The 15,855-nt window shown below is 57.3% G+C and carries 16 protein-coding genes; 9 read left to right on the top strand and 7 right to left on the bottom strand.

What is annotated here, in order from left to right:
- Positions 1-21: 21 nt before the first annotated feature.
- Genes ACIPZC_RS05930 through ACIPZC_RS05915 form a run of 4 tightly spaced genes read right to left on the bottom strand, consistent with a single transcriptional unit; the run spans position 22 to position 3,433 of the window.
- On the bottom strand, positions 22-867 hold the full coding sequence (locus tag ACIPZC_RS05930) for a fumarylacetoacetate hydrolase family protein (RefSeq protein ID WP_400625551.1): 846 nt from the start codon (positions 865-867) through the stop codon (positions 22-24).
- Positions 868-885: 18 nt separating this feature from the next.
- Complete coding sequence (locus ACIPZC_RS05925) at positions 886-1,098, bottom strand: biotin/lipoyl-containing protein (RefSeq protein WP_243055284.1); 213 nt, start codon at positions 1,096-1,098, stop codon at positions 886-888.
- A 29-nt stretch (positions 1,099-1,127) separates the two neighbouring features.
- Positions 1,128-2,720, bottom strand: a complete 1,593-nt coding sequence (locus ACIPZC_RS05920; protein WP_400625549.1) for an acyl-CoA carboxylase subunit beta — start codon at positions 2,718-2,720, stop codon at positions 1,128-1,130.
- Positions 2,657-3,433, bottom strand: a complete 777-nt coding sequence (locus ACIPZC_RS05915) for an enoyl-CoA hydratase/isomerase family protein (protein ID WP_400625547.1) — start codon at positions 3,431-3,433, stop codon at positions 2,657-2,659. The genes ACIPZC_RS05920 and ACIPZC_RS05915 overlap by 64 nt, the downstream gene beginning before the upstream one ends.
- Positions 3,434-3,618: 185 nt before the next feature.
- Here ACIPZC_RS05915 and ACIPZC_RS05910 point away from each other — a divergent pair, with 185 nt between their 5' ends.
- Genes ACIPZC_RS05910 through ACIPZC_RS05900 form a run of 3 tightly spaced genes read left to right on the top strand, consistent with a single transcriptional unit; the run spans position 3,619 to position 6,372 of the window.
- Positions 3,619-5,007: an acetyl/propionyl/methylcrotonyl-CoA carboxylase subunit alpha gene (locus ACIPZC_RS05910; RefSeq protein ID WP_400625545.1), complete on the top strand. Its 1,389-nt coding sequence runs from the start codon at positions 3,619-3,621 to the stop codon at positions 5,005-5,007.
- 12 nt (positions 5,008-5,019) lie between these two features.
- Positions 5,020-5,421 (top strand): cupin domain-containing protein, encoded by a 402-nt coding sequence (locus ACIPZC_RS05905; RefSeq protein ID WP_387530742.1) that lies wholly within the window; start codon positions 5,020-5,022, stop codon positions 5,419-5,421.
- Between the two features lie 3 nt (positions 5,422-5,424).
- Entirely contained in the window at positions 5,425-6,372 is a 948-nt protein-coding gene (locus ACIPZC_RS05900; RefSeq protein WP_400625543.1) for a hydroxymethylglutaryl-CoA lyase, read from the top strand.
- Positions 6,373-6,414: 42 nt separating this feature from the next.
- Here ACIPZC_RS05900 and ACIPZC_RS05895 read toward each other — a convergent pair whose 3' ends face one another.
- Both ACIPZC_RS05895 and ACIPZC_RS05890 read right to left on the bottom strand, forming a co-directional pair.
- A complete protein-coding gene (locus tag ACIPZC_RS05895; RefSeq protein WP_400625541.1) occupies positions 6,415-7,011 on the bottom strand; it encodes a TetR/AcrR family transcriptional regulator in 597 nt (198 codons plus the stop codon).
- 34 nt (positions 7,012-7,045) lie between these two features.
- Positions 7,046-7,813 carry an SDR family NAD(P)-dependent oxidoreductase gene (locus tag ACIPZC_RS05890; protein WP_400625539.1) on the bottom strand — a complete coding sequence of 256 codons (768 nt, stop codon included), beginning with the start codon at positions 7,811-7,813 and terminating at the stop codon, positions 7,046-7,048.
- Between the two features lie 264 nt (positions 7,814-8,077).
- Here ACIPZC_RS05890 and ACIPZC_RS05885 point away from each other — a divergent pair, with 264 nt between their 5' ends.
- From ACIPZC_RS05885 to ACIPZC_RS05870, 4 genes are all read left to right on the top strand, one after another.
- Complete coding sequence (locus ACIPZC_RS05885) at positions 8,078-9,601, top strand: class I adenylate-forming enzyme family protein (RefSeq protein WP_400625537.1); 1,524 nt, start codon at positions 8,078-8,080, stop codon at positions 9,599-9,601.
- 8 nt (positions 9,602-9,609) lie between these two features.
- A complete protein-coding gene (locus ACIPZC_RS05880) occupies positions 9,610-10,386 on the top strand; it encodes an enoyl-CoA hydratase/isomerase family protein (protein WP_400625535.1) in 777 nt (258 codons plus the stop codon).
- Between the two features lie 94 nt (positions 10,387-10,480).
- Positions 10,481-11,335 (top strand): acyl-CoA thioesterase, encoded by an 855-nt coding sequence (locus ACIPZC_RS05875; RefSeq protein ID WP_400625533.1) that lies wholly within the window; start codon positions 10,481-10,483, stop codon positions 11,333-11,335.
- A 125-nt stretch (positions 11,336-11,460) separates the two neighbouring features.
- Positions 11,461-12,798 carry a carbohydrate porin gene (locus ACIPZC_RS05870; protein WP_400625532.1) on the top strand — a complete coding sequence of 446 codons (1,338 nt, stop codon included), beginning with the start codon at positions 11,461-11,463 and terminating at the stop codon, positions 12,796-12,798.
- Positions 12,799-12,870: 72 nt separating this feature from the next.
- Here the strand turns inward: ACIPZC_RS05870 and ACIPZC_RS05865 are convergent, their stop codons facing one another.
- Positions 12,871-13,830, bottom strand: a complete 960-nt coding sequence (locus tag ACIPZC_RS05865; protein ID WP_400625530.1) for a LysR family transcriptional regulator — start codon at positions 13,828-13,830, stop codon at positions 12,871-12,873.
- Between the two features lie 190 nt (positions 13,831-14,020).
- Here ACIPZC_RS05865 and ACIPZC_RS05860 point away from each other — a divergent pair, with 190 nt between their 5' ends.
- Positions 14,021-14,527 carry a nuclear transport factor 2 family protein gene (locus ACIPZC_RS05860; RefSeq protein WP_400625528.1) on the top strand — a complete coding sequence of 169 codons (507 nt, stop codon included), beginning with the start codon at positions 14,021-14,023 and terminating at the stop codon, positions 14,525-14,527.
- Between the two features lie 38 nt (positions 14,528-14,565).
- Positions 14,566-15,663 (top strand): alkene reductase, encoded by a 1,098-nt coding sequence (locus ACIPZC_RS05855; protein WP_400625527.1) that lies wholly within the window; start codon positions 14,566-14,568, stop codon positions 15,661-15,663.
- The last annotated feature ends 192 nt before the right edge of the window (positions 15,664-15,855 follow it).

Here is a 15,855-nt window from a genome sequence, read left to right as displayed (position 1 = left end):
ACGCCTTTCACCATTTAGGTCTTACTCAGCATTTACGGTATTTTTGAGTGTTCCGATTCCCTCCACTTCAACTTCAACAACATCACCAGGTTTCATCCAGAGTGGCGGGGTACGGAATGCACCCACGCCACCGGGGGTTCCAGTCGCGATCACATCCCCAGGCAGAAGCTCGGTGAAGGTTGAGATGTACTCGATCAACTCAGGAACTTTGAACAGCAGGTCGTCAAGACCTTCACGCTGTACTACCTCGCCGTTCAAGCGCGTTTCCAGGACAAGGCTGTTGATATCGGTGATTTCCTCTTTGGTGACCAGCCAAGGGCCAAAGCTACCGCTCCCGACAAAATTCTTACCCGCAGTGAACTGAAGGGTGTGTCGTTGCCAGTCACGAATCGATCCGTCGTTGAAGAGGCTGTAACCCGCTACATGCTGCAGAGCGTTCTCTTTCGAGATGTGCCGACCCGCTTTGCCGATCACGATCGCCAACTCGCCCTCAAAGTCGAAAGCGGTGGATGCCCTGGGCTGGATGAGTGGCTGGTCGTGACCAACTTGGGCGCTCGCGAATCGCGTGAACAGGGTGGGGTGCTTTGGTACTTCGCGGCCAGTCTCGACAATGTGCTTGAGGTAGTTCAGGCCAACGCACAGAACCTTGTCGGGGTTTGGGATGACTGGAAGCCATTGAACCTGTTCTTTACTCAGAACCGGCGCATCGCGCAACGCAGCGAGTTCAGCTAAACCGTTACTGGACTCTAGAACGGAGCGCAAATCGGAATAGCATTGACCGAGCACTGCGCCAGCGTCCGAAATGGTGTCGCCATTGACGACACCGTACGAACTGCGCCCGTCATAGATGAAGGATGCAATTTTCATCGACAAAATCTCTCAGGATTAACCCAGGACAATCAGAACGTGCCCGTCGTCGACGGTATCGTTTTCTACGACCTTGATCTCTTTAACGACGCCCGAGTCATCGGCCTCTACCGGAATCTCCATCTTCATGGACTCCATGATGATGACCTCATCGCCGAAGTTGACCTCTTGCCCCACCTGGACGTTGATCTTCCAAATGTTTCCGGCCATGGGTGCCTTGATTTCGCTCATCAGCTAAATCCTTTCTAATTGTCTTAGGGTTAAACCGGGTAGATGCCGTTGCGACGGTCGATACGAGGAATGTCGCGGCGGCTGTACAGTGCAAAGCGCTTGATCAGTTCGTCGCGCAGCTCGTCGGGATCGACGACGGCTTCGAAGGAGAACTGATCGGCAGGGTCGAACGCGTTGATGTCCTTGGCGTAGGCCTTTTGCTTTGCATCGATGAAGGCTGCTCGCGCTTCGCCTTCCAGCGCCTGGATCTCGTTGTAGTGGATGGCGTTGATGGCAGCCTCTGGGCCCATCAGTGCCGGCATTGCGCCTGGCAGGGCGAGCTGTGCATCAGGCATGGTCGGGCCGCCCGACATACCCAGGTAGCCTCCGCCGTAACCTTTGCGAACCATGACGGAGATCCGTGGCACCTTCGCTTCGCACACCGCATGCAGCAGCTTGGCGCCGTGACGGATGATCCCCGCTTTCTCCACGGCACTGCCGATCATGTAGCCACTGATGTCCTGCAGGAACAGCAGTGGAATGTTGAAGGCGTTGCAAGCCCAGATGAAACGGGTCGCTTTGTCTGCGCTGTCGTTGAACAAAACGCCGCCTTTGTTCTTCGAGTTGTTGGCGATAATCCCGACAGGGCGGCCGCCTAGGTATGCGAAGGCGGTGTAGATCTCTTTGGCAAAGAGCGCCTTCACTTCAAAAATCGAGCCCTCGTCGACCAGTGATTCAACCAGTTCGCGCACCTCGAACGGACGGTTCTGGTCCGCTGGAACGATTTCGGTGATCGAGCGTTGGGAGGCCGGCTGCTTCGGTTCGCGCAAAGGAGGGAGCTGGCTGTTGTGACTTGGGAAGAAGCGCAGGTAGTCTGCAGCGGCCTTGAGGGCTTCTTCTTCATTCTGTGCCAGGTAGTCTCCCAGGCCACTTATGGCACAGTGCATGCGAGCACCGCCCATTTGTTCTTCGGTGACCTTCTCGCCGATTGCCGCTTCAGCCAGGCGCGGAGAGCCCAGGTAAGCCGTTGCCTGCTTGTCGACCATGATGACCAGGTCGCACAGCGCCGGGACATAGGCTGAGCCGGCAGGGGAAGGGCCGAACATGACGCAGACCTGGGGCACCACGCCCGAGATCTGCACTTGTGTGTAGAAGATGTTGCCCCAGGCGATCCGTCCGAGGTAGCAGTCGAACTGGCTGTCGATTCGAGCGCCGGCACTGTCCACGAGGTAGATGATCGGCATCTTGGCCTCGACCGCTATTTCTTGCATTCGCACGATTTTGCGGAAGGTGTGGTAGCCCCACGTGCCTGCTTTGACGGTCATGTCGTTTGCAATCACAGCGACTTCCTGGCCGTTGATCTTGCCCACTGCAGTTACCACGGCGTCGCCAGGCATTCCCCGAGATGCGCCAACAAGCAGGCCGTCCTCGAGGTACTCACCGTCATCGAAGAGGATGTTGAGGCGATCGCGTACGAGGATCTTACCCTGAGCCTGGTGTTTTTCTTTTGCTTTGTCTGAACCGCCCGCGCGTGCGATTTCAACGCGACGTTGCAGTTCTTTTACGTTTTCGTAACCGCTCATGCCTTCACCTCTTTCTTGGCGAAAAAATTCTCGATGCCGCGACGCAGCTCGTCGGAGCACATGAAGGCTGGGCGCAGGCCGCGGGCCAGTTCCAAACCTTCGATCAGGCCAACGGACGAGATTTTGTTGAATGCGTGCTTGCCCCGACGAACAGTGGCGGGTTCCAGGTGTGTGAACGTTTTCACCAACTGGTCTACCAAGGCATCGATTTCGTCAGCCGTGGCAACTTGATTGACGAGCCCCATGCGGTAGGCCTCTTGGGCATTGATGGTGCGGCCGGTAAGGGCCAGATCCAGGGCGTGACGCTGTCCCAGGCGGCCTAGCAGCGCAGGAAGAATGAAAAGCGGGAAAAGCCCGATTTTCACTTCCGGAGAGCCGAACTTGGCGCCTTCGGTGCAATAGGCAAAGTCGCATGCAGCGACCAGGCCGCACGCGCCAGCCATGGCAGGGCCGACAACGCGGGCAATGACCGGCTTGCTCAGGGTCGGGATTACGCTGAAAAGCCGTTGCCAAGGTTCACCGGTCTCCCACAGCTGAGTACCGCCCGCATCAACGGTCGACAGAAATTCGTCGAGATCGCCGCCGGAGGAGAAGCACTCGCCTTCGCCTGTGATGACAATGACGCGAATGTCCTGCTCGGCATCCAGTTGTATCAGCGTATCTACCAGGTTGCTGGCAGTGGCGGTGGCAATCGCATTTCGCTTGGGCGGATTGCTCAGAATGACGGTGGCGCGGGGGCCTTGGCGCTCGACCAGGAGCTGAGTTGTGCTCAAGGGGTTCTCCTTTTTGTTTTACTAACCGTTGTTAGTTTTCGAGAATATAGCTAGGCTTTGTTTCCAGCACAAGCCTGGTCGTCGCTTTTCGATCTGTGGACGCTACGCCCAAAGAATGTGGTGCGCAGGCGGAGGCAGATGTATCAAGGTAGGTGACTTACAACTGTTAGTTTTAGGAGATGATCGTGACAGAACAAAAATTACTGATCGCGAATCGCGGCGAGATCGCTTGCCGGGTGATTCGCTCCGCCAAAGCTCTAGGAATTCCTACCGTCGCGGTGTATTCCGAAGCGGATGCCCAAGCGCAGCATGTGAAGGCTGCTGATGAGGCGTTTCTGATTGGCCCGTCCAAAGCGGCGGAAAGCTACCTTGATGCGCAAAAGGTATTGCGTGTAGCCAAAGACAATGGCGTAACTCTGGTGCACCCCGGTTACGGCTTCCTGTCTGAAAACACCGACTTCTCCGACGCTTGCGCCGCTGCTGGTATTACCTTCATTGGGCCGACCGCAGAGGTGATCAAAGCAATGGGAGACAAGCAGCGCTCCCGGCATTTGGCCATCAAAGCAGGTGTGCCCGTGCAGCCTGCGGCAGAAAACGTGACTGCCGAAGACCCCGAAGCACTGATCAACGCCGCAAGAGTGGTGGGCTACCCGCTGCTGGTCAAAGCTTCAGCAGGGGGGGGCGGTATCGGGCTCAAGCCTGTCCATTCGCCCGCTGAGCTGGTTGAGGCCGTCGCGGCAACTCAGCGTATGGCCGAGCGGGCATTCGGCGACGGCACTGTATTCCTTGAAAAGCTGATTCAAAGCGCGCGCCATATCGAAGTCCAGGTGTTTGGTTTCGGCAACGGCGAGGCTGTGCATCTATTCGAGCGCGATTGCTCGATCCAGCGCCGCTATCAGAAAGTGCTGGAGGAGTCGCCAGCGCCCAATGTTCCCGTCGAGGTGCTGGCGCAGATGGCTGAAGCCGCTGTCAACCTGGCCCGACTCTGCCGCTACGACGGCGCTGGTACCGTGGAGTTCCTGTATGACGATGCCTCCAAGTCGTACTTCTTCCTGGAGATGAATACGCGGATTCAGGTTGAGCACCCGGTTACCGAAGCGGTTACGGGCGTTGATCTGGTGGAGGCGCAGATTCGGCATGCCCTGGGTGAGGATGTGGCCCGCGATCTGACCCAGCAGTCGATCCAGCGCAGTGGTCATGCCATTGAGGCACGGCTGTACGCCGAGTCGCCCGAGAAGAAGTTCATGCCTGCGCCGGGCCTGATTGAAGCGCTCGAGGTGCCTCAAATTGAAGGTGTGCGCATCGATGGTGGGTTTGTCGCCGGAGACCGTATCACACCGTTCTACGATCCAATGATCATGAAGATCATCGCCCATGGCAAAGACCGTGCCCAGGCGGTCTCTCGGCTTGAGAAAGCCTTGACCGAGTTGAAGATTTCGGGGCTCAAGACCAATCGCCAATTCCTGCTTCGCGTACTGGCCGAACCGGCTTACCTAGAGGCGAAGGTGCACACCCGTTTCATTGATGAGCACAGCGGAAGCCTGTTCGCGGTTGCTGCAGAACAATCCGCTTAAGGAGAAATCGACATGGCTGTTACTACTCCAAACGTGCCCGGCATCGAGGGGCTCTCCGAGCTGGCCTCGCGCTACATCAATGTCGAGTCGCTTCCCTGGAAACCCACGCCTACACCCGGCATCGACATGAAGATCCTGTTGCAGGACAAAGAAAGCGGTCTTCTCACCGCGTTGTTTCGCTGGGCGCCTGGCACGCGCCTGCCACTGCATGAGCATGTAGAGGTTGAGCAGACCTACGTGCTGGAAGGCAGCATCGTCGATGACGAGGGAGAGGTGGTTGCGGGTGACTTCGTCTGGCGCCCTCGCGGTAATCAGCATTTGGCCCGATCGCCCAATGGGGCGCTGGTGCTTTCATTCTTCTTGCGCCCGAACAAGTTCCTTGAGGGCGAACACGCAGGTCAGAATCTGGAGTAAGAAATGAGCGATCTTCCAAAGCATATCTGGATCAACGAGGAAGGCCCGCGCGAAGGCTTCCAGATCGAGGCGAACCCTATTGCGTTGAGTCGCAAGGTCGAGCTGATCGAGGCCCTGGCGCAAACCGGCCTGAAGCAGATTGACTGTGTTTCGTTCGTCAATCCAAAGCGCGTGCCTGGCATGGCGGATGCCGATCAGTTGGCGGCGGCGATCAAGAAGCAGCCGGGTGTGCGCTACACCGGTCTCTGGTTGAATCAGCAGGGGCTGGAGCGCGCTTACAAGTCCCAGCTCGATATCATTGGTGCTATCCGTGTAACCGCCTCGGAAGCGTTTTCGGTCAACAACACCAACAAGAACATCGAGCAAACGCTGGATGAGCAGCGCGCCTGGTTGAAGTCTTACGCGGAGCATGGCGTGCCTGTGGAGTGGGGCTATGTCATGACGGCATTCGGGTGTAACTACGAAGGCTACATGCCTATTGCGCAGGTCGTGCGAATGGTTGGAGAGGTCCTGGATCTCGCTGCTGAAGCGGATGTGCAGCTCAAGGGGGTCTATCTTGCCGACACGGTGGGTTGGGCCAACCCGTTGATGATGGAAAGAACCATCGGCGCCGTTCGCGAAAAGTGGCCTGATCTGGCGCTGGGTTTGCACCTGCACGATACCCGTGGAACGGGGCTGGCTAACGTATACGCCGCCCTCAAGTTGGGCGTGGCCAAGTACGACAGTTCATGTGCGGGCCTGGGTGGTTGTCCATTCGCAGGCCACCGCGGTGCGGCGGGCAACATCTGCACCGAAGACCTGGTGTTCATGTGCGAGGAGATGGGTATCGAGACGGGCGTTGATCTCGATGCGCTGATAAAGGTGGCTCACCAGGCCGAAGACATCTTCGGGCGCCAGCTTCCGGGCAAGGTCATGCATGGCGGCAGTTTGGCGCGCTACAAAAAGGCATAAAGACCGCAGGTATGAAAAACCCACCTTCGCAGGTGGGTTTTTTCAGGCCCGTTCGAAGCCAACCATTCGAAGCGCAAGCTCTATGTGCTGGCGTGCAAGCTCTTCAAGCTCAAGCTTGCCGCCGGGCTGGTACCAGGTGCAGATACCGGTGAGCATGGAGATCAGGGCTTTTGTCGTGAGGTTGCAATCAGAGACATTGAAGATGCCTTCCTTCACGCCATCTTCAATGATCTGGCGCACCCGGCGTTCATATTCCGAGCGTAGCCGGGTCACCATGCGGTAGTTGTCTTCATCGAGGCTTCGAAGCTCCATGTTGCCGATGAAGACCTCCTTGCGGCGCTCTGTATGGAAATGCAGGTGCACACCGACCATGGCCTCAAAGCGCTGATACGTCGTTGGCTGAAGGTCCACCTTGTCGGTGAACTCCATCAGCAGGTCACGCATCACCGCCTTGAGAACGGTTGCCAGGAACTCTTGCTTGTTGCTGAAGTAATTGTAGAGCGAAGCGGCTTTGATGCCGACCTTCTCTGCAAGTGCCCTCAGGGTCATGGCCTCATAGCCATAAGTGGCTATCAAATCCACGCCGGCAGTATGAATGGCCAGCTCGGTGATTTCTCGTTTCGCGCCTACGGGTCGCATTAGGTCACTGTCTCTTCAAGGGTGGGAGGGCGGCTCAACGTGTCAGGTAGCCGCCATCCACAGGTAGCATCGCACCAGTAATATAGCTTGCCAGGTGCGAGGTCAAGAATACCGCCGGGCCGACCAGTTCGTGTGGCTCACCGGTGCGCCCCATCGGGACATGGCTGAGGAATGTCTGGAGCTTGGCGGCATCCTGGCGGGTGTCTTGCGACATCGCGGTTGGAAAGGATCCGGGGGCTAACCCGTTTACGCGGATGCCGTCTGCTGCAAGTTCCGAAGCCAACGCCTTGGTGAACTGGAGTACCGCGCCCTTGGACGTGATATAGCTCGATAGCGATGACAGGCCGGCGGTGAAGCTGTGGATGGAGCCAATGTTGAGTATGGAGCCTTTGGTGGCCTTCAACTGTGGCAGGAAGGCATGGGTAGTGTTGAACATGCCGGTTACGTTCACGGCCAGCGTTCGCTTCCATTGTTCTGGGCTTTGATCGCTGGCGAACGGGGTACGAAACAGCAATCCGGCGTTGTTCACCAAGGCAGTGATGTTGCCAACCTCCCGCTGTACGCGTTCTGCGAGTGCGCGGCACTCGTGCTCATCGCACACATCCAGTGCATACGCGTGAGCATTGCCACCATTGTCGGATAGGGTTTTAGCGGTAGCTGTTGCAGTGTTCAAATCGATGTCTGCGACGATCACCGTCGCGCCGGCAGCCGAAAAGCCGTGAGCGAGCGTCGCTCCGTTGCCTCGGCCGCCTCCGGTGATGAGAACGATGGCATCGTCAAGGCGTAGGGACAGGTTGGTCATGGTCGATCCTGTATTTTTTGGATTAGAAACTAACGATCGTTATTTTTAGCCTGTACGCCCCGAATTACAAGGACTTTTGCCGTATTTTGTCTTAATTTTCGCCCTCTATTTGGCTGTTTTGTAGGTGTTTTTGTTCTAAAAACAGTGGTCTTACCCCCTTGCAAACTAACGAAGGTTAGTTATTCTGAGCGTCCATACAGCTCACAGGCTGCGCGGCGCTTCGCGCGTTTGTGAAGCTTCAGAACAATTACAAGAGGATTAATTATGTCTAGCCGTATGCTGCTGGGTGGGCATATCACCCATAATGCCAAGCGTTTCCCCGACAAGGTGGCCCTGATCGACAAGGCGGGGCGCACGACCTACTCGGCGTTTGAGTCCGGTGCCAACCGGGTAGGCCACGCGCTGTGCGCGCATGGCGTTTCGCATGGCGACAAGGTCGCCTTCCTGGCCAGCTCCAGTCGCCAGTGGGTCGAGGCGTTCTACGGTACTGTCAAGATCGGTGCGGTGGCTGTACCACTGAATTACCGGGAAACGCCTGAGCAGATTTCCATGATGCTCGAGGACAGCGGTTCAAAAGTACTGTTCATCTCCGAGCCGCACGCTGAAGCCTTTGCTGGGTTGCTGGAGCGGCTGCAACTGCCAGTCGTGCGGCTGGAGTCGCTGGAGGCCTTCAAGGCCGATCATGCTGACGAACCCCACCCTGCAGGCTCCCTGAGCGAGCATGACCCTGCGGTGATTCTGTACACCGGTGGCACGACCGGGCGATCCAAGGGCGTGCTGCTGAGCCATGCCAACCTGTTCTGGAACTCGCTGAATGAAATCATCGATACTGACATGGAGGAGGGCGACAACACCCTGATCGCTACGCCGTTGCACCACTCTGCGGCGCTCAATTGCTGGTTGCTTCCGCACCTGTACCTGGGGGCTACTGCCACGCTGCTTGAAAAATATGCCACTGAAGACGTGTTGCGCGTCATCAGCAAAGAGCGCGTCACTAATACCTTCATGCCGCCCTCGCTGGCCCGAGAGTTCGTCTTGCACCCGCTGGCCAAGGCGCTCGATGTCAGCTCCATGACCCGGTGGTACGTAGGCAGCGGCATTCTTACCGCAAACGACCGCAGTGCCATGAAAGCCTGTATTCCTGGCGTGAAAATTTACTACCAGTACGGCCTCACTGAAGCGGGCCCTATTGCGACGGTGCTCAAGGAAGAGGATTACGAACGCGCCCGCGGCTCGATTGGCCGGGCTTTCCAGAACGTGGAGGTGGCCATCGTCGACGACAAGGGCAACATTGCCCCTGCAGGCGAGATCGGAGAAATCGTGCTGCGGGGCCCTACCATCATGCTGGGTTACCACAACCGCCCTGATGCGACGGCTGATGCGATCGACCAGGACGGTTGGCTGCACACGGGCGACCTGGCGCACATGGATGCCAACGGCTTCGTGTATTTCTACGATCGCCTGAAGGACATGATCAAAACCGGCGGGCTCAACGTCTATTCGCAGGAAGTCGAGGCGGTGCTGGCCAAGCACGACCACGTTCGCGAAGTGGCAGTGATCGGCTTGAACAACGAGCGCTGGGGTGAGGAGGTTACCGCAATCATCGTGCTGCACGATGGGGTTGTCAGTGATGCCGAACTGCTCGTCGCGCATGCCCGTGAGCACTTGGCGAGCTACCAGTTGCCCAAGCGTGTCGAGTTCATCGCCTATGCAGACATGCCATTCAACCATAACGGCAAGATTCTCAAGCGCGAGCTCCGTCAACGTTTCGAGCCACAGGGCCAATAAGGATTAACATGGCTATCGACTTCGAAAAACAAGGTCGTGTCGCCCTGGTGACGATCAGTCGTCCCCAGGCCATGAACGCTATTGACCTGAACACGCATCTGGCCTTTCAGGAGATCTGGTCTCGGATCAATGCTGATGACCAGATCCAGGTTGTGGTGTTGACCGGTGCCGGGACCAAGGCTTTCTGTTCAGGCGCTGACATCGGTACCTTCCTGCCTTACCTGCGCGAGCGGGCGGTGAAGGAGCTGGACGATGGGGACTTTTGCGGTATCAATCGTGGTTCGCCAACGACCAAGCCGATCATTGCCGCCATCAACGGCCTTGCCTATGCGGGGGGGCTTGAAATCGCTCTGGCCTGCGACCTGCGCATCGCCGTGGATTATGCCAAGTTCGCCCTGCCGGAGCCGCGATGGGGTGTCATCGCTGGTGCCGGCGGTGTTACTCGGCTGTCGCGGGTGGTCCCCAGTGCCCTGGCGACTCAAATGGTGCTGACCGGCGAGCCTATTACCGCCGAGCGTGCGCTCGCCGAAGGGTTGGTGAGTGAGCTCACCACTTCGGAAAATCTTCTGCCGCGCGTGTTGGAAATTGCCCACGGCATCACCAGAAATGGCCCGCTGGCTGTTCGCGCTTCGCTGCAAGTGATACGACGCGGCGCCGACTGCGGCCTCGATGCTGCGCTGGAGTTGGAGCGCACGGCTTTCCGTCGAATTCTTCTGAGTGAAGACTTCAAGGAAGGGATCGCGGCGTTCACCGAAAAACGCGAGCCCAACTACAACGGCCATTGAGGTACGGCACATAACGGGCGTTGCATGGGCGTTAGGGGGCAAGTTGCCTTGCACCCTTTGCCTGTACAGGCGCCCGTCACAGGGGCAAGTCCAGATGAGTACGCCGGCAGAGAGGTTAGCCGCCATTTTCGCGTTGGAGGAGGTGGAGGCCAATGTATTCAAAGGTGAGAGCCAAGACCTGAGATTACCTCAGCTCTTTGGTGGGCAGGTGTTGGGCCAGGCCGCGATGGCGATGACGCGTACGGTGTTGGCAGATAAGAAACTGCATTCCTTGCACGGCTATTTCGTACGCCCTGGGCGTGCGGATGCGCCGGTGATGTATGAGGTCGAGACCGTTCAGGATGGTCGAAGCTTCAGCCGCAGGCGGCTCACCGCCTGGCAAGACTCGAAAGTGATTTTCGTTGGGGATGGTTCATTTCATATTGTCGAAGAGGGATTTCACCACCAGCGTTGCGCCCCCGAGGTCGCCGTTGCATCGACCTTGCCGACTGAACTGGACTTGCTGGCCGGGGACCCGGAGTTGATTGCAGAGATCAAAAGCCGCTACGAAGCCGCCAACGCTCTGGAGATCCGACCGGTAGAGGCCATTGACCCTAGCGCTCCCAAGCCGCGCGCGCCGCACAAGCGTTTTTGGTTCAGGTTCGCGCCACTCTCGACTCGCGATCCAGACGTGCACCGAAGCTTGCTGGGGTATGCCAGTGATACGGCCCTGCTGATTACGTCTTTGTTGCCGCATGGCGTTTCCGACATGCAGCGAGACATGCGAGTTGCCAGCCTGGACCATTCCATTTGGTTCCACAGTGATTGCTGCGTGGACGAGTGGCTCCTGTATGTCAATGACAGCCCCTGGAGTGGGGCGGGCCGAGGGCTGTCGCGCGGCTCGATTTTTGATCAGCAAGGGCGGCTTGTTGCTTCCGTTGCACAAGAAGGACTGATCAGGAAGCTCTGATGTTTCATGATGGCGGCCTCCTGTGGGGAGGGGGCGCTGTTTTTTTTTGCGTCCCCATAAAACTCTTCTGACTCAACAATAATAACGGCGCCTCCTGGGTGCTATTAAGAAGGGACATAACAACAATGAAAAATTCTGCGCCTCAGGTGACCTGCGCGAGCGCGGCGGTTGCCTTGTTTTTTAGTGTGCCTGCAGCGTCGGTTGCCGCTTCAACACCCTGGATGTTCGGGGATTGGGGTGGGCTGAGAAACGAACTGCATCAGAAAGGTTTCGACGTCGACATCAATTACAGAAGTGACAGTGCCTACAATGCGAAAGGGGGCTATGACAAGGACAAGAAACTGGCCTACGCGGATCAGTATATATTCTCGGTCAGTGCCGATCTGGACAAACTGCTGGGCGTCTCTTCTTCAGCATTTGTATTGACCTTCGTTAATCGTAATGGCGAAGAGTTGGCCAAGGAGCGGTTGACTGACCCGCGCTCAGGCTCATTGACCCAGACGCAGAATGTGTATGGGCGCGGCAGTGTTACCCGGTTATCCCAGCTTTACTTGGAAACCCGCCTGGGCGCACCCGACGCGTATTTCAGAGTTGGGCGATTCGGGCCTGAGGCATTTGGTCAATTTGATTGCGATTTTCAAAACCTGATATTTTGCGGGAATTCCGGCGGCAACTGGCACGGGGATGACTGGTACAACTTTCCGATCGGTCAGTGGGCGGCCGCAGCGCGGTATCAATTCTTCGATGATGTCGCTGTCCAGGCCGGGGTCTTCGAGCAGAATCCAACCCTTTTAGAGAATGACAATGCCTTCAAAGTGAGTACCAGTGGCGCGGAGGGCGCCCTCATTCCGCTGGAGGTTATCTGGACACCCAAACGCGCATTACTTGGCCTGCCCGCGGAGTTCAGGTTAGGCGCCTTCTATAACACCACTGATGCCGATGACCTACGCTACAACGACGATGGTGGTGAGCATGCGTTCGCGCCCGATACTCGCTACCAGTCGCACCGTGGTCGTAAAGGCTGGTGGTATGTCGCACGTCAGACGGTGGGGTATGTGGGTGGAGACCGGCAGCGCAAGATCGAGGTCTTTTCAGAAGGATTCTGGAATGATCGGGATACCGGTTTCGTCGCAAGGCACTACAATGTCGGCCTTGTCATCAATGGCCCGTTCGCCTCACGCCCCAACGACGCAATTGGCGTTGCGGTAGGTGGCTTGAGCGTTGCCTCAAATGTCACGGCGCACCAGCATGATGTCAACCGTTACAATAACGTCACCGATTACGACGACCCGCGTTTTACACCCATCCAGACCGATGAATACAGTAGCGAGATCTATTACGGTGTGAAGATTACCGACTGGCTGACGGTGCGCCCCAACGTGCAGTACATCGTTCATCCTGGCGCAGTCAACGAGGTCGATAACGCATTCTTACTGGGTTTGATGGTAAGAGCAAGCTTCTAGTCTGAGGGTTCTGGCTGGGGTGCACAGGGGCCAAGTGCTGTTCGCGCAGGGCCCTTGATGCGCGCACGCCCGTCAGCCTTCGAAAGGCGCAGCCTGTTGCAGGTGGCTCAAGAAGCTCTGAAGTTCTCGGCTTCTTCCCATGCCCTTGCGCAAGATGATTCCATACGGTGGCAAGCCCTCGATTACGTACCCTTTGAGGACCGTGATCAGCCCTGTGCGGGCGTGATCGCTGATCACTGCTTCGCTTAACACCATGACCGCATCTGTCAATTGCACCAGTTGCAGCATCGCCCAGATAGAGGAGCACTCGATCGTTTTAGAAGGGGGTAGCAGATCCCTGTCCGCCCACCAGCGCTCCACAGCTTTTCGCCCAGGGCTCGCCGCGGGCTGAAGAAGCCACGTCCACTTCTGAAGGATGTCCTCCATCTTTGCAGGGGCATGCGTTGCCAGCGGGTGCCCACTTCGTACAGCCATGACCAGACGATCGTTACCGAGGGGCTCGAAGTCGAATCGGGAGCGATCGCTCGGGGTCCCCAAGCGTGCGATCGCCACATCCAGTCGCTCCTGTTCCAGCATCTCTATCAGCAGGTCGCTGGTGTCGCTCATCATCCTGATGCCCAACTGAGGAGAGGCGCGTTTCAGGGTGGCGATAGTCGATACCACTCGATCGAGTGCGCTGCCCATGACAACGCCTACGGCTAGATGGCCGTAGCCGCCTTCCGCCCTGGCCGTCAGGTCTTCCACGCACCGATCCAGGCTGTTGAGCGCTGAATGGGCGAACTTCAACAGTGCTTCACCCACGGGGGTAGGCACGACGCCTCGAGGTTGGCGTTCGAAAAGTGCGCAGCCAAACGCATCCTCCACTTCCTGCAGCATGCGGGTAAGGGTGGGCTGAGACATGTTAAGCGTCTCGGCAGCCCGATGCAGATTCTGGCAGTTACCCAAGGTCGTCAACATGAACAAATGACGGTACTTCAACCGCTTGAAAAGGCTATAGGTTTTTGCACCGGGGCTGGCAAGGGAAAGATTCATGGCATTTGGCTATTTTATTGTTGTGATTCGGTTTTTGCATCAATAAAGCATAAAACTCTATTAGTCAAACATTGCGTCGGTGGCTACGGTTGCAAGGTGTGTACGGCACTTTCGGTCTCATCATCGGTCGGCGGTATTCCTCTCCCGTGCACAGGGTTGGATAACCAATAACAACAAGGAGCAACCACCTATGTCGGCACAACCTCTCACGCTCGAACAGCGTCTAGAACGACTGGAAGACCGGGAGAAAATCAAAACGCTGAAATACCAATATGCCTTTCATCTCGATAATGGGTACGACCCAGATGGTATTGCCGGCTTATTCTGTGAAACAGGGGAATGGATCATCAAAGGCGTTGGCGGTGAAGTGCGTGGTCAAGCTGCCATCCGGGCGCATTGTAAAAACCTGAGTAATGGCATCGTCTGGAGCCAGCACGACATATTTGCGCCGCGCATTGAATTCAATGATCGGGGTAATCGTGCCGTTGCCCATTTCAATCTGGTCTGCTTGCTGACGATGCGCAGCGAGGTTGCCGGCGGTAAAGACGAAGCCTTTCTGCTCGCGGGTCATTACACCGATCACGTGGTGAAAGTACAGGGTGAGTGGCGGTTCCAATCCATGACCGGAACGATCGAACAGTCCTCGCCGTGGACAAAAGGTTGGGTTGAGGCGCCTTTCAAAAAAGAGTCCTGGTAAGCCCGACGTACCGTGGCATGAATTCGCAGAGGTAAAAGATGACATTGTTGACTCCCTACAATCTATCGGGCACTCCACTGACCTCCCGTGTCGTCATGGCACCCATGACCCGGTCAAGAGCCAAGGACACCGTGCCCAATGCAAGCACCGCTGAGTACTATCGCCAGCGCGCCGGTGCAGGTCTGCTGATCACGGAAGGGGCTCAGATCACTCAGGAGGGCCAAGGCTACCTGTTCACTCCTGGCATTTTTTCAGCCGAACAGATCGCTGGCTGGAAGCGTGTCACCGACCAGGTTCACGACGCGGGGGGCAAGATTTTCATTCAGCTCTGGCACGTTGGTCGTATCTCTCATACCTCTTTGCAGCCCAACGGCGGCTCGCCCGTTTCTTCGGTCGATACCGTGGCCGAAAACACCACCTGCTATGGCTATGACGCCGATGGCGAGCCAGGTCAGGTGCAGGTGACGCGCCCGCGTGCATTGCCTGCCGCTGAGGTCGCTCGGGTGTCGCAGGACTTCGTCAAGGCCGCTGAAAATGCCATCCTTGCAGGGTTTGATGGTGTCGAGATTCACGGCGCCAACGGCTATATCTTCGAGCAGTTCATCAATGGTGGGTTGAATACGCGCACTGACCAGTACGGTGGGAGCATCGAGAACAGGCTGCGCTTCTTGTTGGAGACGGTAGATTTGGTTTGCGCGGCGATCGGCAGCCACCGCGTGGGCCTGCGAGTAGCACCTTTCGGGCGCCTGTCAGGCATGCCGGCATTTGCGGATGAACGTGAAACGTGGCTGGCGGCGGCGGCAGCATTGAGTTCGCGCGACCTCGCCTATGTGCATTTGAGTGACCAGGATTCGCTGTGCGCAAACTTCATGAATCGTGAATTTGTGCGCGAATTCCGCGACGCTTACCGGGGCACCTTGATGTTCGCAGGTTCGCTTACACAAGAAACTGCGCAGGCCATGATGGACGACGGGCTCGTGGACCTCGCTGCTTTCGGTCGCCCCTACATCTCCAACCCCGACCTGGTGGAGCGGTTCAGGCGCGGTCTGCCGCTGAGCCCGTTCAACCGTGCGACTTTCTACGGCGGCGGGGACGAAGGGTACATTGACTATCCGCCCTACGGCGGCCACTCCTGAGGGGCGCGCGCGGGCTTTAGCATGGGCCTGGCGAAGGGGCAGTGGGCATTCGTGTCCACTGCTTTTTTACGTTCTGGATTGGGTTCGGTCGCAGGAGGGGCCTGGCGTCTCCCGCGATACGTTTTTTGCATCTAAATCCACACATTTTCCATTGGCCATGCATCGCAGAATTGGTTAGGTTCGGTAGCGGCA

Origin of the sequence: Pseudomonas sp. NPDC089743 (assembly GCF_044748785.1) — a bacterium.
Classification (GTDB): Bacteria; Pseudomonadota; Gammaproteobacteria; order Pseudomonadales; family Pseudomonadaceae; genus Aquipseudomonas; species Aquipseudomonas putida_X.
This window is presented reverse-complemented; position numbering and strand designations above follow the sequence as displayed.